This window comes from Amnibacterium sp. (genome assembly GCF_036559085.1).
GTDB lineage: Bacteria > Actinomycetota > Actinomycetes > Actinomycetales > Microbacteriaceae > Amnibacterium.
In genome coordinates this window covers 20,357-45,890 of sequence record NZ_DATBTU010000014.1, presented here as the reverse complement: position 1 = coordinate 45,890, position 25,534 = coordinate 20,357, and the positions used below count along the sequence as shown (strand labels likewise).

Below are 25,534 nucleotides of genomic sequence, written 5' to 3'. Positions count from 1 at the left end.
CCGCCGATACCTGTGCGGATCCCCGATTTCCAGGGGGATGTGCGTGTTTTCCGGTATAGCCCGTCGCACCCCGGAGCGCGAGCGTGGAGCCACGGGGCGGTGCCACCCGGGCGCGCCCAGCACAGGCAAGGAAGCTGATGTCCCTCTTCTCAAGGCGATCCCTCGCCGCCGCCGCTGCGGTGGGTGTGGGGATCGCGACGATCACCGGCCTCGGGGCGATCCCCGCCAACGCCGGCACCCCACCCGTCCATGTGATCTCCGACGCGTACGTCGGCCCGTTGCAGTTCGCTGTCGCGGGTCATTCGATCTTCGTCGCGGACAGCGCGCAGTCCGCGCTGTTCAAGGTCGGCCGCGCGAAGGCGATCGCGTACGGCCCCGCGACGAATCCGAACCCCCAGATCAGCGGCGACCTCGCCGGCGTCGCGGTCGCGGACGGCTCGATCGCGTACACGACCTCGACCGGGGACCACTCGGACACCCGCCTGACGATCCTGCACGACGGGCACAAGAAGGTCGTGTCGCTGTCGGCATTCGAAAGGAAGTACAACCCTGACAAGCGGAACCACTACGGCGTGCTGGACGCGGACGCACTGAGCAAGCAGTGCACCGCAGAGCTGAACGCCGGCCAGGTGCCGATCTCCTACAAGGGTCAGTACGACTCCCACCCCTACGCCGTCGCCTCGCTCGGCCACGGCTCGTGGGCGGTCGCGGATGCCGGCGGGAACGACATCCTCAAGGTCGACCCCTGGGGCCACGTCTCCGTGATCGCCGTGCTGCCGGTGCAGCCGCTGAAGATCACGACGGCGATCGCCACCGCCCTGCAGGTTCCCGACTGCGCCGGCATCACCTACCGATTCGAGCCGGTGCCGACGGACGTCGAGGTCGGCCCGCACGGGAAGCTGTACGTCACCACGCTCGCCGGCGGCCCTGAGGGTGTGCCCGCCCTCGGTGCGAGGAGCAGCGTCTACCAGGTCGGCTGGGGCTGGACACACCGCATCGCCACGGGCTTCAACGCGGCGACGAACCTCGCGATCAGCCCGAGCGGCTGCATCTACGTCGCCGAGCTCGGTGCCGGGCAGATCTCCATCGTCCGCAACGGAGGACCGAAGCCCTTCGCACCGCTGTTCGGTGTCGTGGGCGTCGAATGGGCGAACGGTCATCTCTACGCGTCGACGGCGCCCGCCGTCCTGACGGGGAGCGGAGCCGGCACGATCGTCCGCTTCGGCTGAGTCCGGCCGATCGAATCGAACCCGCGCGGCGCGGGTCGGGAAGCGCGTCAGTCTCCCGGCCCGCGCCGCGCGCGTGCATCCGCCACGCCGCGCATCCGGCGAGCCTCTGGCCCACGCACGGCGCGTCACCCGAACGAGGGACGCCCCATGCCTACAGTGGCCGTGTGTGGCGTGCCGAGAACGGGGAGACCGAGGAGGGGACCGCAGACACGGAAGTGCTGCGGATCCCTCAGACGTCGCCGACCTCGCAGGTGACCGGCCCGCACGCCGTCACGGTCGGTGACCACCACTTCGTGCCCGTGAACATCGCCGCCCCCTCGTGGGAGCGGTGGCGCGACGAGCTCGGCGTCGTCGGCGGTCCGACCCCGCTGCTGCACTTCGAGGACTCGGTCCGCACCCGCATCGAGCTGTCGACCACGCATCCGTCCGGGCTCGCGCAGTTCATCACCGGCAAGACGACGCTCCTGTCGAACCTCATCCGCGACGACATCGCCTTCAAGGTCGCGAGCACCGCGGCCTCGACGCTCACCGCCAAGGCCGTCGAGCTCGCCGCGACGCGGGGGATCGACGCGATGCACCTCGCGATCGGGCTCGCCGAGTGGCGCTTCGAGAAGCAGGACTTCCGCGGGCCCGTGCTGCTGCGGCCGCTCGCGATGCGCCGCTACGGCCGCGACTTCGAGCTGCGGCTGAAGGGCGCGCTGCAGCTGAACCCCGGGCTCGTGCGGGCCATGGACGAGCAGTACGGCATCCGGCTCGACCCGCAGGCGTTCGTCGCACTCGCGCTGCAGGCGGGCGCCTTCAAGCCGCAGCCGGTGATCGACCGGCTGCGCGAGCTGACCGCGCACCTGCAGCGGTTCAGCGTGCAGCCGCGGCTGCTCATCTCGTCGTTCGCGGAGGTCGGCCCCACGCTGCTCGCGGATGCCCGCGACATGCAGCACCCGGTGATCGACGCCGTCGCGGGCAACCCGACGGCCGCCGCCCGCCTCGCGCAGGCGGCAGAGCGGATCGAGCTGGTCCGCCAGGACGAACGGCCGCCCGCCGGCGACCTCGCGGTGCTCGACGCCGACCCCGAGCAGGAGCAGGTCGTCGCCCAGATCGCGGCCGGCGACACCCTCGCCGTCCACACGCTTCCCGGCACCGGCGCGACCCAGACCATCGTGAACGCGCTCGGCGCGCTCGTCGCCCAGCACAAGCGGGTCCTCGTGGTCAGCCCGCGGCACGCCACGCTGCGGGCCGTCGCCGGCCGGCTCGCGGATGCGGGACTCGGCGGCATCGCGGTGTCGCCGCGCAGCATCCGCCGCGACCTCATCCACTCGATCACCCGCAACGAGAAGGCCGCACCGCCCGAGACCGGCGAGGTCGACGACGCCCTCGTGCGCCTGCGCTCCGTGCTGCTCGACTACCGTTCGGCGCTCTCCCGCCGCGACCCGCATCTGCGGGTGAGCGTCCTCGACGCGCTCGGCGAGCTGTCCCGGCTGGCGCTGCTGCCGAATCCGCCCGCCACCACCGCTCGCCTCTCCACCCGCGCCATGGAGGCGCTCGCGATGGACCGCGCCCAGGTGCAGTCGACGCTGCAGCGGGCCGCGGCGCTCGGCGAGTTCCGGTACGGGCCCGGCGACTCGCCCTGGTACGGCGCGAGCTTCACCAGCGCCGAGGCCGCCGAGCACGCGCACGTGCTCGCGAAGCGCCTCGCCGCGACCGACGTGCCGCGGCTGCTCGAGCGTGCCGGCGACGTCATCGCGAGCACGCGACTGCGTCCCTTCGCGACGCTCGCCGAACTCGGCATCTACCTGCGCCTGCTGCTCGACATCCGCGAGACGCTGGACAAGTTCCAGCCCGCGGTCTTCGACCGCTCGCTCGGCGAGCTGATCGTCGCCACCGGCCCGCGCCGCGACGCCCGCGAGATGTCGAGCGTGAACCGGCGGCGGCTGAAGAAGCTCGCGAAGGAGTACGTGCGGCCCGGCGTGCACGTGGCCGACCTGCACGAGTGGCTGACCCGCATCCAGCAGCAGCGGGTGCTCTACCAGCGCTTCGTCACGAGCGGCGTCACGCCCGACGTGCCGGCGGGCATCACGGACCTCTGGACCGAGTACCAGCGCGCCGCGGGCGACCTCACCGCGCTCGACGAGCCGCTCGGGCTCTGGAACACGCCCGACAGCCTGCTGCAGGAGCAGGTCGAGCTGCTGCCCGACCGCCTGAAGGCGCTCGCCGCCGACTCCGAGGTGCTGCACAACCTGCAGGACCGCACCGCGATCATGGCGCGGCTGCGCGACCAGGACCTCGCGCCGCTGCTCGAGGACCTCGCCGGGCGGCACGTCGCGCCCGAGGACGTGGGCGTCGAGCTCGAGCTGGCCTGGTGGAAGAGCGTGCTCGAGCGGCTGCTCGCCGAGGACCCCGCGCTCCTCGGCGCGAACACCTCCGTGCTCGACCGGCTCGAGCAGGACTTCCGCCTCGTCGACGAGGCGCACCAGAAGTCGAACGCGAAGCGGCTCGCCTGGCAGCTCGCCGACGCCTGGCGCCTCGGCGTCACCGACTGGGGTGGCGAGGCGGAGGCGCTGAAGCAGCTGCTGCAGGCCAAGTGCGACGACCCCGTGGTCCTGAACCGCGAGGCCCCGCACCTGCTGAAGCTGCTCGCGCCCGTCTGGCTCGCCTCGCCCTACGAGGTGCACGAGCTCGGCGACGGGATGCAGTTCGACGCCGTCTTCATCGTCGACGCCGGCGCGCTGAGCTTCGCCGAGGGCCTCGGTGCGGTGCGCCGCGCGAAGCAGGTCGTCGCGTTCGGCGACCCCGTCACGCAGACGCCGATGCCCTTCGACATCGCCATCCGGGAGACCGAGAACCCGCCCGAGACGCAGCGCCGCCTCGACGAGCGGCACGCCGACTCGGTCTTCGCCCGGATCGCGGACCTCGTGCCGTCGCTCGAGCTCACCACGAGCTACCGGGCCGGCGGCGAGGACCTCGCCGAGCTGGTGAACCGCCGCTTCTACGAGGGGCGGATCGAGAGCGTGCCGTGGGCCGGCACGTTCCTCGGTCACGGCAGCCTCGCCCTCGACTACGTCGACAACGGCCACGGGCTCCCGGATGCGGAGACCGGCACCGTGGAGGCTGTCGAGCCCGAGGTGCAGCGGGTCGTCGAGCGCGTGCTCGACCACGCGACGAACCGGCCCCGCGAGTCCCTCATGGTCATCTCCGGCAGCGCGAAGCACGCCATCCGGGTGCAGCAGGCCGTCATGAAGGCCCTCGTGCGCCGCGGCGACCTCACCGACTTCTTCCTGCGGGACCAGGCCGAGCCGTTCATGGTCGTCACGCTCGCCGAGGCCGTCGGGCACAGCCGCGACCGCGTGATCTTCAGCATCGGCTACGGCCGCACGCCGCACGGGCGCACCCTGTCGACGCTCGGTCCGCTCGCGAAGCCCGGCGGCGACCGGCTGCTCGCGGCGGCCGTCACGCGGGCCCGGCGCTCGCTCGCGATCATCTCCTGCTTCCGCCCTGAGGACCTCGAGGCCGAGCGGATGCCCCGCGGCGTCGCCGCGCTGCAGCGGCTGCTCTCCGACGCCGAGGCGCGCGTCGCCGAGGATCCGCTCGACGACGACCGCGACGCGATGCTGGTGGACCTCGGCCGGCGCCTCCGCGCCCACGGCATGAAGGTGTCGCTCGGCTACCACGGCAAGCTGCCGCTCGTCGCCTCCTACGGGGCGCGCGCCATGACGGTGGAGACGGACTCGACGATCGGCACCTCGTCGCTGCGGCAGAGCCTGCGCCTGCGGCCGGAGATGCTGAAGCGCCTCGGGTGGCACTACCTCCGGGTGCACAGCTTCGACCTGTTCTCCGACCCGGATGCGGTCGCGCAGCGCATCGCCATCGCCCTCGGTGCGCGCGAGCCGTCGCCGCTGACGAACACGATCCCGGTCGTCGAGGTGCGGACCTGACCGGACGCCGGCGGCACCGCAGGGTGCGCACGGAGCCTGCGCCCGGATCCGATCCGACGCCGGCGGGCGAGACGCCGCTCGCCGGCGAGGACGAACCGCGCGCGTGGGGCGACGGCTCGGACGCCAACGACGACCGCCTGAAGGCCGACAAGCCGCCGCACTGGGGCTGACGAGTGCCCACCACACGTCTGCTGTCCGCACGGACAACTGTTCGCGTTTCGGCGGCAGCAGTTGTCCGAGCGGACAGCAGACGGGTGCGGCCTACTCGGCCGGGGCGCGGTGGGATCCGCGGCCCGGCGGGAGGGTGTGGTCACCCTCCGGGCTCGGGGCGCCGGCGAGCAGGTCGCGGATCTGGATGAGCAGCTCGGTCTCGGTCGGGGGAGTGTCGGCCGGCGTCGCGGTCTCCTCGGCCTGCTTGCGGGCGAACGCGCGCTTCATCGCCCAGTTGAGCGGCAGCACGAACGCGAAGTAGACCACCGCGGCGACGATCAGGAAGTTGATGATCGCGCCGAGGACCGCCCCGAACATGAGGCCCTGCGCCTTCGCGGGAGACCAGGGGAGATGCACGACGAGGGCCGTGCTCAGGCTGCTGGCGTTGAAGAACGAGGCGATCAGCGGGTTGATCACGTTCACCACGATCGACGTCACGATCGCCGTGAACGCTGCACCGATCACCACGGCGACGGCGAGATCGACGACGTTGCCTCGGAGGACGAACTCGCGGAAACCCTTCACGCCCACTGTGTAGCAGAGCGGTCGGACGCAGCGCTTCCCGATCGGCCCCGCCGTCGGTTGCGATCCGGTCTCGACCGGATCCGCTCGATCAGGACGCGGTCGCGGGGGCGGGCTTCGCCGCGGGCTTGGCGTCCGAAGCGGGCTTCGAGCCGCCGTCGGTCTTCGCCGGCGCGGACGAGCTCGAGTCGGAGGAGCCCGACTCGCTCTTCGCGGCGGCCGGCTTCGTCTCGCTGCTGCGCGAGTCGGTGCGGTAGAAGCCCGAGCCGTTGAACGTCACCCCGATGGACCCGTACTGCTTCCGCAGCAGTCCGCCGCAGGCGGGGCAGACGGTCAGGGCTGCGTCGCTGAACTCCTGGTGCACCTCGAGGGGCGTCCCGCAGTCGCGGCACTTGTAGGCATAGGTGGGCATGAAGGTCAGATCCTCCGTCGGCGGGCCGATCGCGTGGAGAACTCCACGGTCCTCGTGGGGGTGATCACACCGTCGAGCGCCTGGTCATGACGCTCTCTGGGCACCTCGTCCACGAATTCGGAGTCGAAGACTACCCCGTAGACCGGCGGGCACCGCTCCATCGAGCCGAGCGTCTTGTCGTAGTACCCGCGCCCCCAGCCGAGTCGCATCCCGGATGCGTCCACCGCCGCGGCCGGCACGATGATGAGGTCCACGTCGTTGATCGCGATCGGGCCGAGCGCCTCGCCGACCGGCTCCGGCATGCCGAAGAGGCCGATGTACTCCTCCTCGCCGGGCGTCGCGGTCGTCCAGTCGAGCAGGCCGTCCTCCCGGCTGATCGGGAACAGCACGCGCACGCCGTGCTCCTTCGCCCAGTTGACGTACGGCCTGGTGTTCGGCTCGTCCGCGGCGGACAGGTAGCAGGAGACGGACTTCGCGCCGACCCGCTCGGTCAGCTCCGCGAGCCGCTGCGTGAATCCGTCCGTCGCGCGCTGGCGTTCCGAGGCGGTTCGGGTCCGTCGACGCTCCCGCAGCTCGGCGCGCAAGGCCCTCTTCTGGTGGGTCGGATCGGCTCCCATCCCCGAATTCTAGAAAGTCCGCTCCGATACCCTTGGCGCCATGGCGTATGCGATCACGAAGGCGGTCATCCCGGCCGCTGGACTCGGCACCCGATTCCTTCCTGCGACGAAGGCGATGCCGAAGGAGATGCTGCCGGTCGTCGACAAGCCGGCGATCCAGTACGTGGTCGAGGAAGCCGTCGCCGCGGGCCTGCACGACGTGCTCATGGTCACCGGCCGCAACAAGTACGCGCTCGAGAACCACTTCGACCGGGTCTACGAGCTCGAGGCGACGCTCGAGCGCAAGGGCGACCACGCGAAGCTGCAGCGCGTGCACGAGTCGACGAACATCGCCGACATCCACTACTTCCGGCAGGGCGACCCGCACGGGCTGGGCCACGCGGTGCTCCAGGCCCGCATGCACGTCGGACACGAGCCGTTCGCGGTGCTGCTCGGCGACGACCTCATCGACGAGCGCGACCCGCTGCTGCCACGGATGATCCAGGTGCAGCAGGCGCGCCGCGCCTCCGTGGTGGCGCTGCTCGAGGTCGACCCGGAGCAGATCCACCTCTACGGCGCCGCAGCGGTGGAGGCGACCGACGAGGACGACGTCGTGCGCATCACCGGCCTCGTCGAGAAGCCCTCGAAGGAGAACGCGCCCTCGAACCTCGCGATCATCGGTCGCTACGTGCTGCGCCCCGAGGTGTTCGACGTGCTCGAGCACACCGGTCCCGGCAAGGGCGGCGAGATCCAGCTCACGGATGCGCTGGAGAAGATGGCGCACGCGCCGGAGTGGACCGGCGGCGTCTACGGCGTCGTGTTCCGCGGTCGGCGCTACGACACCGGTGACAAGATCGACTACATCAAGGCGATCCTGCAGCTCGCGACCGAACGCGAGGACCTCGGCCCCGAGCTGCGGCCGTGGCTGAAGCAGTTCGCCGCCGGTCTGGACTGAGCGCGACCGAACCGATGCCGATCCCCACGCTGACGAGCGGATCCGTCGGCATCCGTCCCATCCGGCTGCGCGATGCGCGCGCCGTCGAGCGCGAGCTCGTCGAGGGACGTGCGTGGATGCGGGAGTGGGAGGCGACGAGCCCGCGCGGCTCGATCGGGTTCGACACGCGGGGCAGCATCCGCGCCCTGCAGCAGAACGCGCGCAACGGGCAGGGGCTGCCGTTCGTCATCGAGGTGGACGGCGAGCTCGCCGGGCAGCTGAACGTGACGTCGATCTCCTACGGCTCGCTGTCGTCCGCGACGATCGGGTACTGGATCGCGGAGCGCTTCGCCGGCCGCAACGCCACCCCGATCGCCGTGGCACTGGCCACCGACCACTGCTTCCAGTCCCTCGGCCTGCACCGGATGGAGATCTGCATCCGGCCGGAGAACGCGAAGTCGCTGCGGGTCGTGCAGAAGCTCGGCTTCCGCTACGAGGGCCTGAAGCGGCGCTACATCCACATCAACGGCGACTGGCGGGACCACTACTGCTTCGCGCTCGTCGCCGAGGAGGTGCCGGGCGGGGTGCTGCGGCGCTGGCGGGAGGGCGCCGTGCCACCGGAAGCGGCGAGCGTGCCCGAGGCCGACCAGGAGCTGGCGCGCACGCCGTTCCCCTGAATCGCGAGTCGTTCGCGTCGCGATTCCTGCTGCTTCGGGCGAGGGACAGCGGCATGAATCGCGACACGAAGCGTGCGAGCCGTTCTGCACGGCGTTCGCGTCGCGATTGCTGCTGCATCCGCGGCGGAGCAGCGGCATGAGTCGCGACGCGAGACGGCCGCCGGCGTCCTGAAGCGGAGGCGCGCGCCGCATCCGCCGTGGTGCCCGGCCGCGGGCGGTGCGGGCACCCGGACTGGGGGAAGCCCGCACCGGTGTGTCGCCGGGCGCGACACGCCACGATGCGCTCCCACATCGGAACCCGGCCGCCACCTACCGTTCGTGCTATGGCGGGTGGATTCGGTGGCGGGGTGATCATCGCCTTCGCGGCGGTGCTCTGGCTGCTCTATCTGGCGCCCACATGGATGCGTCGCCGCCAGTACCTGACCACGGAGCGGACGGCGGTGCGGCTGCAGCAGACGCTGCGGATCCTCGCCGAGACCGCCGAGGTGCCGGACGAGGTGCGGGCGGAGGTGTCCGCGCGCAGCATCGCGGAGCAGCACCGCGCGCTCCGCGACGCCGCCCGGCAGGCGGAGAGCGTCGCCCGTCCCCGCGAGAACGCGGCGGAGCGCTCCCTCGCCCGGCGCAGCCGGCAGCCACGCGAGCCCCGCCAACGGGCGCAGGCCGTCTCCGCGCTCGCCGCACAGCGCCTGCGCCGGTCCCGCGTGCTGGCCGCCAACATCCTCGTGCTCTCCCTCGCGCTCGTGGCGTACGGCGTGATGCAGGCCCTGCAGACGGGCGGATGGCTGCCGCTCGCCGGCGGCGCGATCGGCGTCTTCGCCTCCCTCGCGCTGCTGCAGCGTGCGGCGACCGTGGCGGCCGCGCACCGCGCCGTCGACGCCGTCGACCATGCCGTGGTCGTGCCCGAGGCGCCCCGCAGCTTCACGGACTGGCAGCGCACCGAGCAGGCGCGGCCGACCTGGACCCCGGTGCCGCTGCCCAGGCCGCTGTACCTCGACAAGGACGAGGCCGTGGGCGACCCCCACGACGCCGTCGCGGTCGCCACCTCTCTCGACGCGGCCGCTTCCCGGTCGGACGAGGCGCTGCGGGCCGCCGCGGCCGAGGTCGCGACCTTGCAGCCCCGCGGATCCCAGGCGGCGCTCGCCGCCATGGGCATCGTCGCGGAGAGCGGGCCGGTGCTCACCGACCTCGACGCCGTGCTGCGCCGCCGCCGCGCAGGCTGAGCCCGCGGCGGCGCGCACGTGCGCCCCATCCGCTGTTCCGGGCGTAGGGGTCGGTGCCGCGCGGAGGGCCGGATCCGGCGTGTCGGCCTACGCCGGGGACGATGGCCTATGGCCGGGACGGGGCGTGTTCCGCCGACGCCCGAGCGTCAGAGCCGGCCGCCCCAAGGTCGGGCGCGGGCGAGTTCGGCCGATACGGGCGCGTGTGCCCGCGCGGTTGGGCGGAAACCGCCCGGCGCATCGGCGGAAGGGCCACTTCGGGCGCGTCTGGATGTCATCGGCGGCCCGGAACGCCCGATGTCGCCCGGAACGCCCGAACCCGCCCGCTGGCGCGCGCCCTGGCGGGCGGTCCGGGCGCCAGGTCAGGTCAGGTCAGGCGCGCGATCAGGGCGTCCGCGAGGTCGGTTCCGGAGCGCCAGGCGGCCTCCACGCGGCTCTTCGTCGACCAGCCGTCGCCGCAGAGCCCGATCCCGTCGTCGCTCAGGTGGAAGGTCCCGTCGCGCGGCTCGGCGGGCTGCGCGAACGTCCAGCGCTGCGCGAAGGTCTCCACCGGTTCCTCGACGGATTCCAGGACGCCGCGCATCGCGTCGACGGCGGCCCGGATGGCGGATGCGGCGTCGTCGAGCCGCGATGCGGCGAAGTCGCTCGTCGTGTGCGCCACGAGCACGGGCGCGCCGTCGCCTCGGCTGCGGCCGTCGTCGGCGAGCCAGCGGATGGGCAGGTCCGCCACGAAGGCGGCGTCGAACTCCGGCCACGTGCGGCGCTCGAACCGAGCCATCACCGCGATGGCCGGCTGGAAGCGCTGATCCGCGATCCGCGCGAGCGCGGGGCGCGCGGTCAGCAGCCGCGCGGCCTGCGGACCCGGAATCGCGAGCACGACCGCATCCGCCTCGGCGGCGAGGCGCTCGAAGCCGTCCGCGTCGACGGCCTCCCGGTCCGTCACGTCGATGCCGGCGGCGAGGTGCTCGACCAGCCCGCGCATCCCGCCCGTGCCGGCGAACCGCACCGGCCCCGGCTTCGCCTCGCCGAGGCCGTCAGGACCGGCGGTGCGGAAGGTGTCCGTCCACTCCCGCGCCACGCCGGCAGCGAGCCAGGCGTCGACGACGGCGCGGAACCCGTCGTCCGACACGGTGCAGTAGGGGGCACCGAGGTCGACCGGATGCGGTCCGTCGGGCATATCTCGCAACGTCCGCGCCGCCATCCGGCCGCCGACCCGGCGGCCTCGATCCACGACGCGCACGGCGACGCCGGCATCGGTGAGCCGGCGGGCGCAGGCGATGCCGCTCATGCCGGCACCCACGACGACGACGCTCATGCCGTCACCGCCGTGAGCAGCTCGGTGATGGCCTCGAGCAGCGGGCGCGGCACGTCCATCGCATGGAGCTCGGCGAGGCGGTCGGCGGCGCTGCGGTCGGCGCCGATCGTGCGCCAGATGGCGGCCTTCGCCTCGTAGGGATGCTGGGCGGCGTTCAGCAGCGCGAAGAGCCGTCCCGGCACGTCCGCCGTGACCGGACGCGGGTCGGCAGCGAACCTGACGACGACGGCGGCGTTCGTGTCGGCCGTCACCGTGAGGGACACGCGGCCCCGAGACGCGGTCGCCGGGGTCGCCCGCCCGTCGACGGTCACCGACATGGCGTCCGAGAAGCCGAGCAGCGCGACGGTCCAGGTGCGGGTCTCCGGCACGATGCCGGCGGGCCCGTCCGCCGCTTCGATGGTGAGGGAGCCGCTCGCCTGGTCCCAGATCAGCGCCGAACGCACGGTCGGGATGGTCTCCGGCGTCGTCCCGGTGTCGTCGTCCTCGATCAGCACGAAGGCGCCGTCGGCGCCGGGCGCGACGAGCACCTCCAGGTGCTGCGGGTTGCGGGTCGCATCCGTCTCGTGCTCCGCGGCGAGCGGCAGGATGCCGCCGGCCTTCAGCAGCGCGGGGACGGATGCGCCGTCCCGGTGCAGCCGCACGATGCGGCCGCCTTCGATCACGACGCCGGTGTGGATGTCGGTCCAGGGACCGGGCGGCAGCCAGGCGGTCGCCGAGCCGAGCAGCGTCACCGGGTCGCGCGGCGTCGTGATCGGGGCGACCACGAGCTCGCTGCCGAACGCGAACTCGTTCGGCACCTCGTACGCGGCCGGCTCATCCGGCGCGAGGTGATACATCGGCCGCACGAGTGGGACGCCCTGCGTCGCGGCGACGTGGTTCATCGAGTGCAGGTACGGGACGAGCCGCACCCGGAAGCGGAGCGCCCCGTCGATCGCGGACCGGGTCTCCTCCGGGAACATCCACGGCTCCTTCGCGAGGAAGGGGTTGTTCGAGGAGTGCAGCCGCAGGATCGGGGACCAGACCCCGAGCTGCACCCAGCGCGCGGTGAGCTCGTCGTCGCGGACGCCCCAGAGGTGGCCGCCGATGTCGTGGCTCCACCAGCCGTAGCCGATGTTCGACGCGGTCGCGGTGAACTCGGGCTGGAAGTCGAGCGACGCCCAGCTGATCAGGGTGTCGCCGGAGAACCCGACCGGGTAGCGGTGGCTGCCGGGGCCCGCGTACCGGGAGAACGTGAGCGGCCGGCGGTCGCCGCGTCCGGAGTCGAGGAAGTGGTGGTGGTTCAGCATCCAGAGCGGGTCGATGCCCGGGATGCGGGAGTGCGGGCCCTGCTGCCAGTCGATCCACCAGAAGTCGACGCCCTCGTCCTCGAGGCGGTGGTGCAGCACGTCGAAGTAGGCCTCGAGGAACGCCGGGTCGGTGATGTCGAACGCGATCGGCAGCCCCCGCTCCGGGTCGCGGCCGAGCGCGCGCGCCATGTCGGCGTAGGCGTCCTCGAAGGCGCGCACGCCGTCCGCCGGATGCACGTTCAGCGTGACCCGCAGGCCGCGGTCGTGCAGCTCGGTGAGGAAGCCCGCGGGGTCGGGGAAGAGCTCGCGCTCCCAGCTGTAGCCGGTCCATCCGCTGCCGAACTCGGGCGGCACCGACTCGACGCGGTGCCAGTCCATGTCGAGCACCGCGACGCTGAAGCGGATCCGCTCCCGCTCGAACCGGTCGAGCAGCTCGCGGTACTCGTCGGCGGAGTAGCGGTGGTAGCGGCTCCACCAGTTGCCGAGCGTCCAGCGCGGAAGCACCGGCTGGGGGCCGGAGAGGTCGTAGAAGGCGCGGAGGGCGGCCGCGTAGTCGTGGCCGTAGGCGAAGACGTAGAAGTCGAGGTGGCCGGTCGGGCGAGGCGCGACCCAGCCGTCGTCGGTGAAGAGGAACGACGTCGAGTCGTCGAGGGCGGTGACGCCGCCGCGGGCGATGACGCCGGGCTCGAGGGGGATGCGGCCGTCGGCCATGTCGAGCGTGCGGGCCGTGCCGCCGAGGTCGTGGGCGGTATCGCCGTAGCGCCAGAGGCTGTGCCACGAGGTGAGGGCGCCCCGGGCCTGCACGGTGAGGCCGGCGGGCGTGAACGGGCCACGGTCGTAGGTGAGGTGCAGCCGCTCCGTGAGGATCTCGACGACCGCGTCGCTCTCCACCACCTCGAAGCGCGGCACCGGCAGGTCGCGGTGCAGCGCGAAGGTCGAGGCCCGGTCCTCGAAGACGCCGTCGGGCGCCCACTCGATGCGCACGAGCCCGTCCGTCAGCACGGAGAAGCGCCAGCGGTCGCCCTGCACGACGGCCTCGGGATGCGCGACGGGGGAGACGGGCATGCGGAAGCGGGCGTCCATGGCGTCACCCTAGGGCGGCCCGGATGCGGCGCTGCTGCGTGAGCTGAACGGTGTGCCGCCGCCGCGCGCCGACGCCCCTCTGTTGTCCGTGCGGACAACTGCTGCCGCTGAAACACGAGCTGTTGTCTGTGCGGACAGCAGTCATGGGTGGGCGCGCGGAGACGACGGAAGGCCGCCCCTTCCGGGACGGCCTCCCGTCGTGCTGTGGACCCTAGGGGATTCGAACCCCTGACCTTCTCATTGCGAACGAGACGCGCTACCAACTGCGCCAAGGGCCCCGGTGCGCCGTCAAGGTTAGCATCCGGCGAAGGCGCGCTCCGCGAGGGGCGTGCCGCGCGCATGCCGATGTGCCGGGCGCATCGGGAACCCGATGTCAGGGGCCGCATCCGGTCCGAGCGCATGCACCCGGGACACGGCCGCGGGACGGCGCCGGGGCGCGGTCAAGGGGCGCGGTCACGCGGGGCGGAAGCGCAGCGCCGACCACGTGTCGTCGATCGCCACCTGCCGCACAGGCCGGGCGCCGAGCGCGGTGAGCGCCGCGGCGAGCCGGTCGCGGTTCAGGTCGGTGCCGAGCGCGCCGCCCTTCGGGTAGGCGAGCCAGGCGAGGCGGTCGCCGCGGGCGGCGGCGATCGCGACGGATGCGTCCGCGCCCTCGAGGTCGGCCTGCATCCGCACGAAGGCCAGCACCGCGGTGCCGGACGGATCGACGGGCAGGTCGCCGAGGTCGACGTCGGCGGGCGCCCCGAGCACGGCGACCAGCCGGCCGGGAGCGAGCTGCAGCTTGCGGGCGAGGTCCATCCGGCGAGCATCCCAGGTCCGCCGGCAGCGAACCGGGACCGACGGGGGCGCGGGCGGGCGGATGCTGCTGCCCATGAGTGACGCATCAGCCCTCGACGCCTACTCGCGCACCGTGGTCGCCGTGGCCGCGACGGTGCTGCCGAGCGTCGCCAGCATCGCCGTCCGCACGTCCAGGGGTGGTGGCGCGGGCAGCGCCACCGTCATCGGCCCGGACGGGGTGCTGCTCACCAGCGCGCACGTCGTGGCCGGCGCGACGAGCGCCGAGGCGGTCTTCCCCGACGGCACGGAGACCGTGGTCGACGTGGTGGGCCGCGACGCGCTCTCGGACCTGGCGGTGCTGCGCGCCCGCGGCCCCGTGCCGCCTCCCGTGGAGCTCGGCGACGCGGCGCTGCTCAAGGTCGGGCAGCTCGTCGTCGCGATGGGCAACCCGCTCGGGCTCGCCGGCAGCGTCACCGCCGGCATCGTCTCCGCCCTCGGCCGGTCGCTGCCCACGACGAGCGGCCGCGTGGTCGACGAGGTCATCCAGACGGACGCCGCCCTGAACCCCGGCAACAGCGGCGGCGCGCTCGCGGACGGATCCGCGCGGATGATCGGCGTGAACACCGCGGTCGCCGGCGTCGGCCTCGGGCTCGCGGTGCCGATCAACGCGACGACGCGGGAGATCATCGGCGGGTTGCTCGCCGACGGGCGGGTCCGGCGGGCGTGGCTCGGGATCGCCGGGGCGCGCATCCGCCTCGCCCCGGCGATCGCCGCCCGGATCGGATCGCCGACCGGCCTCCAGGTGGCGCAGGTGATCGCCGGGAGCCCGGCCGCGCAGGCGGGGCTCCGCCGCGGCGACGTGGTGGTGGCGCTCGCCGGGCGCCCCGTGCTGACGGTGACCGAGGTGCAGGCCCTGATGGTGGAGCACGCCATCGGGGTGCCGGTCGAGATGACCGTCTGGCGCAACGGCGCGCTGGTGGACGTGATCGTCGAGCCGCGCGAGCTGCAGGACGCGGATCGCGGCTGACGCTGCCCCGGCCCTCTCGGGTGCGCCCGTGCATCCGGTGGGAAAGCCGTCCTGGCGCCCCGCTGCCGGGTGACGGCTTCGTAGCGTGAACGGCTGTGGAGGGGAGCCGCATGCGCATCGTCGTGGTCGGAGCGACCGGGAACGTCGGGACGGGGGTGCTGCGGCGCCTGCAGCGCGAGCCGGAGGTGGAGATCGTCGGCGTCGCCCGGCGGGTGCCGGCGCCGGACGCGCCGCCGCCGTACGCCGGCGTCTCGTGGCACGCGATCGACATCGCGGAACCGCGCGCCGTGCGCGACCTGACGCTCGCGTTCGCCGGCGCGGACGCCGTGATCAGCCTCGCCTGGCTGCTGCAGCCGAACCACCACGAGCGCGTGCTCGCCGCCACGAACATCGGTGGCCTGCGGCACGTGCTCCAGGCGGTCGTGGCCGCGGGAGTGCCGCACGTGCTCGTCGCCTCCTCGGTCGGCGCCTACAGCCAGGGGCCGAAGCGCCGCCGGGTCGACGAGTCCTGGCCGACCGGCTCCATCGCCAGCTCGCACTACGGCCGCCACAAGGCCGCGATCGAACGGATGATGGACGCCTTCGAGCGGGAGCAGCCCGACGTCGTGCTCACGCGGATGCGGCCGGGGCTCGTGATGAACCCTCGCGCGGGTGCCGACCTCATCCGGCTGTTCGTCGGGCCGTTCGTGCCCGTGCGGTGGCTCACCCGGGTGCCGCTGCCCGTGCTGCCGATGCCGAAGCGGGCCGTGTCGCAGGTCGTGCACGTCGACGACCTCGGCGACGCGTTCTGGCGGGCGGCCGAGCGACGGGCCGGCGGCGCCTTCAACGTGGCGGCCGAACCGGTGGTCGGGCCCGACGAGGTGGCCGAGGCGCTCGGTGCCAGGTGGGTGCCGGTGCGGATCGCGCCGGTGCGCGGCGCGATCTTGCTCGCGTGGCAGCTGCACCTCGTCCGCGTGGATCCCGGCTGGCTCGACATCGCCACATCCGTCCCAATCATGTCGACCGAGCGCGCCCGCACCGAGCTCGGCTGGACGCCGACGGTGGGCGCCATCGACGCACTCCGGGAGGCCATCCGCGGCGTCGCCGACCACGAGATCGAGCCGGGATCGCCGCACCTCGGCCGCCGCCCGTCGCCGCCCATGGCGCAGTAGCGCACGCCACCCCTGCTGTGCCCGTGGGCACGCTCCCCATCGGCTCGGCCGCCACACGGCTTCGCCGCGCGTCGGTACCGGCCGACGTGGGCCCAGCAGGCCGGTAGCGCTTCAGTGGCCGAGGCTCGCCATGCCCTGCGCGGAGTAGCGGTCGCCCGCGACCGAGCCGGACGGGGCGACCTCGTCGATCCGCGCGAAGTCGTCCGCCGTCAGCGTCACGTCGACGGCCGAGACGTTCTCCTCGAGGTTCGGGATGCGGCGGGTGCCGGGGATCGGCACCACGTCGTCGCCCTGCGCGAGCACCCACGCGAGCGCCAGCTGGGACGGCGTCACGCCCTTCTCGTCCGCGATGGCGACGACCGCGTCGAGCAGCTCGAGGTTCTTCTCGAAGTTCTCGCCCTGGAAGCGCGGGCTGGTGCGGCGGAAGTCGTCCTCGGCGAAGTCGTCGACCGACCGGATCTTGCCGGAGAGGAAGCCGCGCCCGAGCGGCGAGTAGGGCACGAAGCCGATGCCGAGCTCCCGCACCGTCTCGAGCACGCCGTTGTCCTCCACGTCACGGGTGAACAGGGAGTACTCGCTCTGCACCGCCGTCAGCGGCGCCGTCGCGTGCGCCTTCCTGATGCTCGCGGCGGAGGCCTCGCTGATGCCGAGGTGCCGCACCTTGCCGGCCTGCACGAGCTCGCCGAGCGCGCCGAAGGTGTCCTCGACGGGCACGTCCGGGTCGACGCGGTGCTGGTAGTAGAGGTCGATGGCCTCGATCCCGAGCCGCGACAGGGACTGGTCGACCGCCCGGCGCAGGTAGTCGGGTGAGCCGTTCACCTTCCCGGTGCGCTTGCCCTGCTCGTCGAGCTCGTTGCCGAACTTCGTCGCGAGAACGACGTCGTCGCGGCGGTCCGCGAGCGCCTTCCCGACGAGCCGCTCGTTCGTCCACGGCCCGTAGACGTCCGCGGTGTCGAAGAACGTGATGCCGAGCTCGAGCGCCCGGCGGATCGTCGCCGTCGACTCCTCGTCGTCGTGCGCGCCGTAGAAGGCGCTCATGCCCATGCAGCCGAGCCCCTCCGCGGAGACCGCGAGCCCCTGACCGAGTGTGCGCTGTTCCATATGCCGCTCCTTCTGTTCGTCGCCAGGTCTACTCGCGAGCGTCTGGACGGCGGATGAGGGCCGTGCGCCGCGGCCCGGAGGGCTATTCGAGTCCGCGGATTCCGCGCAGAAGCAGCAGGACGCGGAGTCGGCGACGGCATCGGCGGAGAACGGGCGACCCCGACCGGGGCGCCGGAGACGCTTCTCGCCGCCTTTGCCATGGGAAGCACGCCATGTCGCGGAGTGGGGGAGACGGCGCATTGCCGGTGCCGATCCCCGGGAACGACGGGCGCCGCCCTGGGCGCAGCGGAGCGCTGTTCCAGGCATTCCCGCGGATCGGTCGTGATAAGGCGGTGATCGGAGAGAGCCTCGCGGCAGGCCCGGGGAACCGGGGGCGACGGGACACGCCGATGCCGGCACGCGGACGCGCGCCGCAGGAGGTCCTGCGCCATCGGTGCGAGCCGGCCGCCGCGAGAATGCGACCCGAGCCCTCGGGCACCGAGATTCGCGGTGCCCATCGTCGTCGATGCGGCGTCCTCGGCCGGATTCTCCCGCATTTGCGGCGCTGAAGATCAAATGCTTAGCCCGGGACAAGTGAATCGGTGCATTCCCCATCGCTTCTCGGGGGCGATTCCCCGGTCGCCGGGCTAAGGGGTCCCCGTGCCGATTCAAGAAAAACCCACCCGAAATGAACGAGAGTGGCCATTTCGGGCTCAATTCGGCTTGTGTTCGGCGCTACACTTCCGCTGTCAGCGGATCCGATCGTGGATCCTGCGCTCGAACTCCAGGAGAACAGCACCTCATGGCACAGAAGTACATCGTCCAGCTCGTCGACGACCTCACGCAGCAGCCGATCGAGGACGGCGAGGGCGAAAGCGTCCGTTTCGCGCTCGACGGCGTGAGCTACACCATCGACCTCACGAGCGACCACGCCTCGGAATTCCGCGGCGCGCTCACGCCCTATGTCAATGCCGCGCGCAAGGCCGATGTCGCGGTCAAGGCCAAGGCATCCGGCTCGTCCGCATCGCGTGCCCCGAAGGGCGACCTGAAGGCGATCCGCGAGTGGGCGAACCAGAACGGCTTCACGGTCTCGAGCCGTGGCCGCATCCCCTCCGACGTGCAGTCCGCGTACAACGCCGCGCACTGACCGAACCGCATCCTGCTTCACCGCCGACCGCGCGCGGGCCCCTGACGGCTCGCGCGCGGTCGTCTCGTCTGCACGGCCCCTGCGCGCTCTCGGGACGTGCTTCGTATCCTGGCGCGATGATCTCCCGCGAACTCGCCGTCCGGCTCCGGGAGGCCGGACTCGTCTGGCGGCCTGCCGCCGGCGACCGCTTCCAGCTGCTGCAGCAGGACATGGAGTCCACCGGCACGGAGCTCTTCACCGTCAGCGACATGACGATCGAGGCGCATCAGTACCCGACCGGCACGGTGCTCGGCTTCAACGGCACCACCGAGTGGGCCCTCGACTCCGTCGCGCTCGAGGACGCCCTCTGGTTCCCGCGCGAGGACCAGCTGCGCGAGGCGCTCCGCGGCACGTTCGTGGGGCTGGACCGCACCGACGACGGCACGTGGCGCGTGACGACCGTCTTCCTCGGCGAGCGCCGCGAGCACGTCGCGGATACCGCGGAGGACGCCTACGGCTTCGCCGTGCTCGCCGAGGTGGACGCCACCCGCTGATGCCGCTCGCCGCCGCCATCGCCGCGGGGCTCGCCGCCCTGGCCGGCATCGCGGCCTTCCTGCTCGCGCCCGGTGCGGATGCGGGCGAGCCGGCCGCCGCCGAGCGCGGGACGGAGGCCCCGAAGCAGGGTTGAGCGCGTCAGGACGCCGGCTGCACCGGGACGGGCGCCGTGTCGGGCACCGGTCCCGCATCCCTGCCGCGGAGATCCGGCGTCACCCCGTGCGCCAGGGCCGCCACGAGCAGGCCCGCCATCGCCAGTGCGGCACCGCAGGCGAACGCGGCAGGTGCCCCCGAGGAGTCGAGGAACGCGCCCGCGAGTGCGGCCCCGACCGCCACCCCGACGAGCTGACCCGTGTTCGTCCAGCCGTAGGCCTCGGCGGTGTCGCTGAACCGGACGGACGACGACACGATCGCCGACATGACCCCGAGGGCGGGCGCGAGGCCGAAGCCCGCCACCACCAGGGCCGCGGACAGCCCCCAGAACCCCGGGGCGAACGGCGTGAGCGCCGCGCCGACGGCGACGATGAGCAGCCGGAGCGTCAGGGACCAGGAGCGCATCGGCAGGCGCGCGAGCGCGAACCCGCCGACCAGGGAGGCGAGCGACCAGATCGCCAGCACGACGCCGCTCGTCGGAGCGCCGGTGCCGAACGCGCCGGCCACGCTCGCCTCGATGTCCGCGCAGGACGCGATCACGAGGAAGCCGACGCCGGTGACGAGCAGCACCTGCGGCCGCAGGAGCACGGCGCCGAAGCGCCGCTTGCTGCGCGGGATGCGCACCCGGCCGACTTCGGGTGACGCCGCGAACCAGATCCCGCCGCCGATCAGCAGGACGACGGACAGCAGCAGTGCGACCTCGGTGCTCACGGTGGTCGCCACGAACGTGACCGCGACGGGGCCGCCGATCCAGATCAGCTCCTGCAGGGACGCGTCGAGCGAGAACAGGGAGCCGAGCATCCGCGAGTTCACGAGCTTCGGGTAGATCGTGCGCACGGCCGCGGTGATCGGCGGGAACGTGATCCCGGCCGCGAACGCGAGAGCCACGATCGCCGGCAACGGGATGTCGCCGAGCGCGATCGCGGCGACGGCGGTCGCGCACAGGGTCGCGGTGCCGAGCACGACCGGGCGGATGCCGAGCCGGCCCATCAGGCGCCCGGTGGCGGGACCGGAGATCGCCTGCCCGATGCTGAGCGCCGCGAGCACCACCCCGGCGGCGGTGTAGGAGCCGGTGCGGCGCTGGACGTGGAAGAGGAGCCCGAGCGAGAGCATGCCGCTGGGGAACCGGGCGACGAGCTGCGCGGCGATGATCCGCGCCACGCCGCGGGTTCTCAACAGGTCGCCGAATCCACCGCTCACAGGGCATCCATCGTAGGGGCGCGGCACTGTCGCACGCCGGGTGCAGGCTCTCCACCACCCGAGGTCGGTTGTCCACAGGTTGTCCACGGTCATGTGGAGGACACGCCCGGAGTTTCCACAACATATGGGGCCGTTGCGGCGTCCGGACCCCTGTATATAGTGATCACCGGTTCAGCGCGGATCGGTCGATCGCCATCGGGGGACGGCGGGCCGAGCGCCACGAGGAGGAGACGGCATGGGTATCACGGTGGTCAAGCGCAACGGCGAGCGGGAGCCGTACGACGCGAACAAGATCAACCTCGCGATCGAGCACGCGAGCGCGGGCCTCGACCCGAACATCACGTGGGTCACGCAGATCGCGTCCGAGCTCGAGCTCACGCTCTTCGACGGCATCACCACCCAGCAGCTCGACGAGGCGGTCATCCAGGTCGCGCTCCAGAACGTCAAGGACGACCCGGCGTTCGACACCGTCGCGGCCCGGCTGCTGCTGAAGACCATCTACAAGCGCGTGCTCGGCGACTACTCCTCCGACGAGGACGTGCGTGCCCTGCACACCCAGCACTTCCGTGCCTACGTCGAGCGCGGCGTCGCGGAGGAGCTGCTCGACCCGCGACTCGGCGAGCGGTTCGACCTCGACGCGCTCGCCGCGGCCCTCGAGCCCGCGAACGACGAGCTGCTGAAGTACATCGGCGTCGTCACCCTGAACAACCGCTACGGCATCAAGGCGCGCAACGGCGAGCCCCTCGAGGTGCCGCAGTACTTCTTCATGCGGATCGCGATGGGCCTGTCCCTGAACGAGGAGGACGCCACGGGGGCGGCGCTGTCCTTCTACCGCAAGATGTCCGGCCTCGACTACCTGGCGGCCGGCTCCACGCTCGTGAACGCGGGCACGAAGTTCCCGCAGCTCTCCAACTGCTTCGTCCTCGAGATGCAGGACGACATCGAGCACATCGCGAAGACCACGCGCGACGTCATGTGGCTCACGAAGGGCACCGGCGGCATCGGCCTCTCGGTCACGAAGCTCCGCGCGCAGGGCTCGCCCATCCGCTCGAACAACACCACCTCGACAGGCCCGATCCCGTTCATGCACACGATCGACTCGGTGCTGCGGGCGGTCTCGCGCGGCGGCAAGAAGTTCGGCGCGCTCTGCTTCTACATGGAGAACTGGCACCTCGACTTCCCCGAGTTCCTCGACCTGCGGCAGAACTCCGGCGACCCGTACCGCCGCACCCGCACGGCGAACACGGCCGTGTGGATCTCGGACGAGTTCATGAAGCGCGTGCAGCACGACCAGGACTGGTACCTGTTCGACCCGCTGGAGGTCCCCGACCTCAACGAGCTCACCGGCAGCGCGTTCTCGGAGCGCTACGAGCACTACATCCGCGAGGCCGACGCCGGCCGGATGCGCGCCCACAAGCGCATCGGCGCCCGCGAGCAGTTCAAGTCGATCCTCATGGCCCTGCAGACCACGAGCCACCCGTGGCTGACGTGGAAGGACACGATCAACAACCGTGCCCTGAACAACAACACCGGCACGATCCACTCGTCGAACCTCTGCACCGAGATCACGCTGCCGCAGGACCGCGACAACGTCTCGGTCTGCAACCTCGCGTCGATCAACCTCTCGCGGCACCTCGTGCTGCGCGAGGACGGCACCCTCGGCATGGACTGGGGCCGGATCGCCGAGAGCGCGAAGCTCGCCGTGCGGCAGCTCGACAACCTCATCGACATCACGCTCTCGAGCGTCGACGAGGCCGACAACTCCAACGAGCTGAACCGCGCCATCGGCCTCGGCGTGATGGGCTTCACCGACGTCGTCGAGCGGCTCGGCTACTCGTACGAGAGCGAGCAGTCCTACGACCTGATCGACGAGATCATGGAGCACGTCTCCTACGCGGCGATCGAGGAGTCGGTCGAGCTCGCGAGGACCCGCGGCGCCTACCCGAACTTCGACGGCTCCGGCTGGTCGAAGGGGCTCGTGCCGTTCGACACCATCGCGATCACCGAGGCCGACCGCGGCGTGCCGATCCAGGTGAACCGCACCACGCGGCTCGACTGGGACGCGCTCCGCGAGCGGGTCAAGGGCGGCATGCGCAACGCCACGCTCATGGCGATCGCGCCGACCGCGTCGATCGGCCTCGTCGCCGGCACGACGCCCGGCCTCGACCCGCAGTTCTCGCAGATCTTCAGCCGGTCGACCTCGAGCGGCAAGTTCCTCGAGGTGAACCGCAACCTCGTCGGCACACTGCAGGAGGCCGGCCTCTGGGAGCGGGTGCGCGAGCAGATCCTCCGCAGCCAGGGCGACATCCAGAGCATCGACGCGATCCCCGACGACATCAAGGCCACGTACCGCACGAGCTTCCAGCTCTCGCCGTTCGCGTTCCTCGAGGTCGCCGCGCGGGCCCAGAAGTGGATCGACCAGGCCATCAGCCGCAACATGTACCTCGAGACCCGCGACCTCGGCGACATGATGTCGATCTACTCGGCCGCGTGGGAGCGGGGCGTGAAGACGACCTACTACCTGCACATGAAGCCGCGCCACACCGCGGAGCAGTCCACCGTGCGGGTGAACAAGGCGGAGACGATCGACACCGGCGCCACGCAGCGCCGCGGGTTCGGCGGGGCGGCCCCGCAGCCGGCGACCGCCGGTGCCGCGCCCGCACCGGCGCCCGCACGACGGGGCTTCGGTGGATTCGGCGCCTTGGCGACGAATCCCAATGAGCGCAGTGGGGGAGTCGCGAAGAGCGAGTGAGGCCATGAGGTGGGGGCCGTCCGCATCCGGACGGCCCCTGCCCGGCACGAATACGGCGGCGACGCCGGCTGTTGTACTGCAAAGCACCGAGGGAAGAGGGACGAGATGAGCATCCTGGGCACCGGGATCCAGGAGGGCCTGCTGCTGAAGCCGGTCCGCTACCAGTGGGCGATGGACCTGTACGAGCAGGCCGTCGCGAACACGTGGTTCCCGAACGAGATCCAGCTCGGTGAGGACATCGCCGACTTCAAGCGGATGACCGACGAGGAGCGTCACGCGGTGACGTTCCTGATGAGCTACTTCAACCCGAGCGAGCTGCTCGTGAACAAGGCGCTCGCGTTCGGCGTCTACCCCTACGTCAACGCTCCCGAGGCGCACCTGTACCTCGCGAAGCAGATGTGGGAGGAGGCGAACCACTGCATGTCGTTCGAGTACGTCCTCGAGACGTTCCCGATCGACCGCGACGAGGCCTACAACTCCCACGTCGACATCCCGTCGATGGCGGCCAAGGAGCAGTTCGAGGTCGAGTTCATCCGTCGGATGAGCGAGCAGACGCTCGACATCACGACGACCGAGGGCAAGCGCGACTTCGTCCGCAACCTCGTGGCCTACAACGTGATCCTCGAGGGCATCTGGTTCTACTCGGGCTTCATGGTCGCGCTGTCGTTCCGGCAGCGGAACCTGCTGCGCAACTTCGGTTCGCTGGTCGACTGGATCGTCCGCGACGAGTCGCTGCACCTGAAGTTCGGGATCAACCTCATCCTCACGGTGCTCGACGAGAACCCCGACCTGCAGACGCCGGAGTTCGCCGACGAGATCCGCCAGATGATCCTCGACGCCGTCGAGATGGAGGAGCAGTACAACCGGGACCTGCTCCCGAACGGCATCCTCGGCCTCAACGCGAACTACATCAACCAGTACGTCAAGTACCTCGCCGACCGGCGCCTCGAGGAGCTCGGCTTCGAGCCGGCCTACAAGGTGTCGAACCCGGCGAAGTGGATGGCGACGGCGAACGACACCCTCCAGCTGGTCAACTTCTTCGAGTCGACGAACACCTCGTACGAGTCGAACGCGAAGGCGGCGGTCACCTCGAGCTGACCGCGCCCGACGCGCGCACCACGATCGCGCCCCTCGCCACCCCGCGGCGAGGGGCGCGATCGCGTCTCCACCGATGCGGCATGCACGACGACTGGGAACCGGCAGCATGGAGTGCGTGCGATGGGTGGTGCTGCTGCGTGGCGTGAACATCGGGAACGTGCGGATCGCGATGAAGGAGCTGGCCGCAGCGCTCGCCGAGCAGGGCTTCGCCGGCGTGCGGACGGTGCTCGCGAGCGGCAACGTCCTGCTCACGACCGAGCAGGCGGATGCGGCGCAGGTCGCCGCTGACGTGCACGGGGCGATCCTCGAGCGGTTCGGCTTCGACATCGCGGTGCTGCCCGTCCCGATTCCCTCCGTCCGCACGGCGGTCGAGGAGTACCCGTTCCCGCGGGCGTCCGACCGCCACGCCTACGTCGTGTTCGCGGAGCGGACCGAGGCGCTCGCGGAGCTGCTCGAGTCGGCCGGCCCCCTCGATCCGGCGGTCGAGCGCGTGCAGCCGGGGGAGGGCGTCCTCTACTGGGACGCACCGAAGGGCGAGACGCTCACGACCGCGTTCGGCAAGCGCTTCGGTGCGCGCCAGCGCTCCGGCGCCGTCACCACCCGCAACCTGAACACCCTCGAGAAGATCCTGGCGGCGGCATGAGCGAGCAGTCCGACGTCCCGGCGTCGGTCGCGCGGGTGGCGGCGGCCCTGGAGGCGGCCGGAGCGAACGGGCAGCCCCAGGTGCTGCCCGCCTCCACCCGGACGGCGGTCGACGCCGCCGCGGCGCTCGGCTGCGAGGTGGGCGCGATCGCGAACAGCCTCGTCTTCCTCGCCGACGACGCGCCGTTGCTCGTGATGACGAGCGGCGCGCACCGCGTCGACACGGCCGCGCTCGCGGAACGGATCGGCGTGGGGCGCATCCGCCGGGCGGATCCGGACGCCGTGCGCGCCGCCACTGGGCAGGCGATCGGCGGTATCGCGCCCGTCGGGCATCCGTCGCCGCTGCCGACGGTGGTCGACACGGCGCTCGCGCAGCACGAGCGGATCTGGGCGGCCGCCGGCAGCGCCAACTCCGTCTTCCCGACGACGTTCGACGAGCTCGTGCGCATCACGAACGGCCGCCCGACCGAGGTCGGCTGACTCGGAATCCGGGCGCGTCCCGTCATTCCGGGCGTCTTTACACGCCCGGAGTGACGGAAGTCGCCCGGGATGCGACGTGCACT

At 72.0% G+C, this 25,534-nt stretch carries 23 protein-coding genes and 1 tRNA gene; 15 read left to right on the top strand and 9 right to left on the bottom strand.

Annotated elements, in window-relative coordinates:
- The first annotated feature begins 137 nt into the window (after positions 1–137).
- The 3 genes from VIG76_RS02600 (at position 138) to VIG76_RS02590 (ending at position 5,328) form a co-directional block, all read left to right on the top strand.
- A complete protein-coding gene (locus VIG76_RS02600) occupies positions 138–1,229 on the top strand; it encodes a ScyD/ScyE family protein (RefSeq protein ID WP_331950744.1) in 1,092 nt (363 codons plus the stop codon).
- A gap of 164 nt (positions 1,230–1,393) precedes the next feature.
- A complete protein-coding gene (locus tag VIG76_RS02595) occupies positions 1,394–5,158 on the top strand; it encodes an AAA family ATPase (RefSeq protein ID WP_331950742.1) in 3,765 nt (1,254 codons plus the stop codon).
- A gap of 23 nt (positions 5,159–5,181) precedes the next feature.
- Positions 5,182–5,328 (top strand): hypothetical protein, encoded by a 147-nt coding sequence (locus VIG76_RS02590; protein ID WP_331950740.1) that lies wholly within the window; start codon positions 5,182–5,184, stop codon positions 5,326–5,328.
- A 91-nt stretch (positions 5,329–5,419) separates the two neighbouring features.
- On the opposite strand, the gene mscL is transcribed toward VIG76_RS02590, so the two are convergent.
- The 3 genes from mscL to VIG76_RS02575 form a co-directional block, all read right to left on the bottom strand.
- Positions 5,420–5,893 carry a large conductance mechanosensitive channel protein MscL gene (gene mscL, locus VIG76_RS02585; protein ID WP_331950738.1) on the bottom strand — a complete coding sequence of 158 codons (474 nt, stop codon included), beginning with the start codon at positions 5,891–5,893 and terminating at the stop codon, positions 5,420–5,422.
- A gap of 88 nt (positions 5,894–5,981) precedes the next feature.
- On the bottom strand, positions 5,982–6,302 hold the full coding sequence (locus VIG76_RS02580; RefSeq protein ID WP_331950736.1) for an FmdB family zinc ribbon protein: 321 nt from the start codon (positions 6,300–6,302) through the stop codon (positions 5,982–5,984).
- 5 nt (positions 6,303–6,307) lie between these two features.
- Entirely contained in the window at positions 6,308–6,919 is a 612-nt protein-coding gene (locus VIG76_RS02575; RefSeq protein ID WP_331950734.1) for a 5-formyltetrahydrofolate cyclo-ligase, read from the bottom strand.
- 40 nt (positions 6,920–6,959) lie between these two features.
- Here VIG76_RS02575 and galU point away from each other — a divergent pair, with 40 nt between their 5' ends.
- The 3 genes from galU to VIG76_RS02560 all read left to right on the top strand — a co-directional run bounded on the left by galU (position 6,960) and on the right by VIG76_RS02560 (position 9,729).
- Positions 6,960–7,853: a UTP--glucose-1-phosphate uridylyltransferase GalU gene (gene galU / locus VIG76_RS02570; RefSeq protein ID WP_331950732.1), complete on the top strand. Its 894-nt coding sequence runs from the start codon at positions 6,960–6,962 to the stop codon at positions 7,851–7,853.
- Positions 7,854–7,867: 14 nt separating this feature from the next.
- Positions 7,868–8,509, top strand: a complete 642-nt coding sequence (locus VIG76_RS02565) for a GNAT family N-acetyltransferase (RefSeq protein ID WP_331950730.1) — start codon at positions 7,868–7,870, stop codon at positions 8,507–8,509.
- A 323-nt stretch (positions 8,510–8,832) separates the two neighbouring features.
- Positions 8,833–9,729 carry a hypothetical protein gene (locus VIG76_RS02560; protein ID WP_331950728.1) on the top strand — a complete coding sequence of 299 codons (897 nt, stop codon included), beginning with the start codon at positions 8,833–8,835 and terminating at the stop codon, positions 9,727–9,729.
- Between the two features lie 364 nt (positions 9,730–10,093).
- Here the strand turns inward: VIG76_RS02560 and VIG76_RS02555 are convergent, their stop codons facing one another.
- The 4 genes from VIG76_RS02555 to VIG76_RS02540 all read right to left on the bottom strand — a co-directional run bounded on the left by VIG76_RS02555 (position 10,094) and on the right by VIG76_RS02540 (position 14,208).
- Entirely contained in the window at positions 10,094–11,041 is a 948-nt protein-coding gene (locus tag VIG76_RS02555; protein ID WP_331950726.1) for an NAD(P)/FAD-dependent oxidoreductase, read from the bottom strand.
- A complete protein-coding gene (locus VIG76_RS02550) occupies positions 11,038–13,410 on the bottom strand; it encodes a glycoside hydrolase family 31 protein (RefSeq protein WP_331950724.1) in 2,373 nt (790 codons plus the stop codon). Before VIG76_RS02550 ends, VIG76_RS02555 begins: the two co-directional genes overlap by 4 nt.
- A 205-nt stretch (positions 13,411–13,615) precedes the next feature.
- Positions 13,616–13,688: transfer RNA gene (locus VIG76_RS02545), tRNA-Ala, on the bottom strand.
- Positions 13,689–13,863: 175 nt separating this feature from the next.
- Positions 13,864–14,208: a hypothetical protein gene (locus VIG76_RS02540; RefSeq protein ID WP_331950722.1), complete on the bottom strand. Its 345-nt coding sequence runs from the start codon at positions 14,206–14,208 to the stop codon at positions 13,864–13,866.
- Positions 14,209–14,281: 73 nt separating this feature from the next.
- Here VIG76_RS02540 and VIG76_RS02535 point away from each other — a divergent pair, with 73 nt between their 5' ends.
- Both VIG76_RS02535 and VIG76_RS02530 read left to right on the top strand, forming a co-directional pair.
- Entirely contained in the window at positions 14,282–15,214 is a 933-nt protein-coding gene (locus VIG76_RS02535) for a S1C family serine protease (protein WP_331950720.1), read from the top strand.
- A gap of 110 nt (positions 15,215–15,324) precedes the next feature.
- On the top strand, positions 15,325–16,365 hold the full coding sequence (locus tag VIG76_RS02530) for an NAD-dependent epimerase/dehydratase family protein (protein WP_331950718.1): 1,041 nt from the start codon (positions 15,325–15,327) through the stop codon (positions 16,363–16,365).
- Between the two features lie 111 nt (positions 16,366–16,476).
- On the opposite strand, the gene VIG76_RS02525 is transcribed toward VIG76_RS02530, so the two are convergent.
- A complete protein-coding gene (locus VIG76_RS02525; RefSeq protein ID WP_331950716.1) occupies positions 16,477–17,466 on the bottom strand; it encodes an aldo/keto reductase in 990 nt (329 codons plus the stop codon).
- A 781-nt stretch (positions 17,467–18,247) separates the two neighbouring features.
- Here VIG76_RS02525 and VIG76_RS02520 point away from each other — a divergent pair.
- The 3 genes from VIG76_RS02520 (at position 18,248) to VIG76_RS02510 (ending at position 19,259) form a co-directional block, all read left to right on the top strand.
- Positions 18,248–18,592 carry a histone-like nucleoid-structuring protein Lsr2 gene (locus tag VIG76_RS02520; protein ID WP_331950714.1) on the top strand — a complete coding sequence of 115 codons (345 nt, stop codon included), beginning with the start codon at positions 18,248–18,250 and terminating at the stop codon, positions 18,590–18,592.
- A 116-nt stretch (positions 18,593–18,708) separates the two neighbouring features.
- Positions 18,709–19,125: a pilus assembly protein CpaE gene (locus tag VIG76_RS02515; protein ID WP_331950712.1), complete on the top strand. Its 417-nt coding sequence runs from the start codon at positions 18,709–18,711 to the stop codon at positions 19,123–19,125.
- A complete protein-coding gene (locus tag VIG76_RS02510) occupies positions 19,125–19,259 on the top strand; it encodes a hypothetical protein (protein ID WP_331950710.1) in 135 nt (44 codons plus the stop codon). Before VIG76_RS02515 ends, VIG76_RS02510 begins: the two co-directional genes overlap by 1 nt.
- 5 nt (positions 19,260–19,264) lie before the next feature.
- On the opposite strand, the gene VIG76_RS02505 is transcribed toward VIG76_RS02510, so the two are convergent.
- Positions 19,265–20,479: an MFS transporter gene (locus VIG76_RS02505; RefSeq protein ID WP_331950708.1), complete on the bottom strand. Its 1,215-nt coding sequence runs from the start codon at positions 20,477–20,479 to the stop codon at positions 19,265–19,267.
- Between the two features lie 235 nt (positions 20,480–20,714).
- Between VIG76_RS02505 and VIG76_RS02500 the strand changes: the two genes are divergently transcribed.
- From VIG76_RS02500 to VIG76_RS02485, 4 genes are all read left to right on the top strand, one after another.
- Positions 20,715–23,231, top strand: coding sequence for a ribonucleoside-diphosphate reductase subunit alpha (locus tag VIG76_RS02500; protein ID WP_331950706.1), 2,517 nt, complete (start codon positions 20,715–20,717; stop codon positions 23,229–23,231).
- 105 nt (positions 23,232–23,336) lie between these two features.
- Positions 23,337–24,329: a ribonucleotide-diphosphate reductase subunit beta gene (locus VIG76_RS02495; RefSeq protein ID WP_331950704.1), complete on the top strand. Its 993-nt coding sequence runs from the start codon at positions 23,337–23,339 to the stop codon at positions 24,327–24,329.
- Between the two features lie 115 nt (positions 24,330–24,444).
- The gene (locus tag VIG76_RS02490) at positions 24,445–24,972 is read left to right on the top strand and encodes a DUF1697 domain-containing protein (RefSeq protein ID WP_331950702.1); all 528 of its coding nucleotides are present in this window, start codon (positions 24,445–24,447) and stop codon (positions 24,970–24,972) included.
- Entirely contained in the window at positions 24,969–25,451 is a 483-nt protein-coding gene (locus VIG76_RS02485; RefSeq protein WP_331950700.1) for a YbaK/EbsC family protein, read from the top strand. The genes VIG76_RS02490 and VIG76_RS02485 overlap by 4 nt, the downstream gene beginning before the upstream one ends.
- Positions 25,452–25,534: the final 83 nt, after the last annotated feature.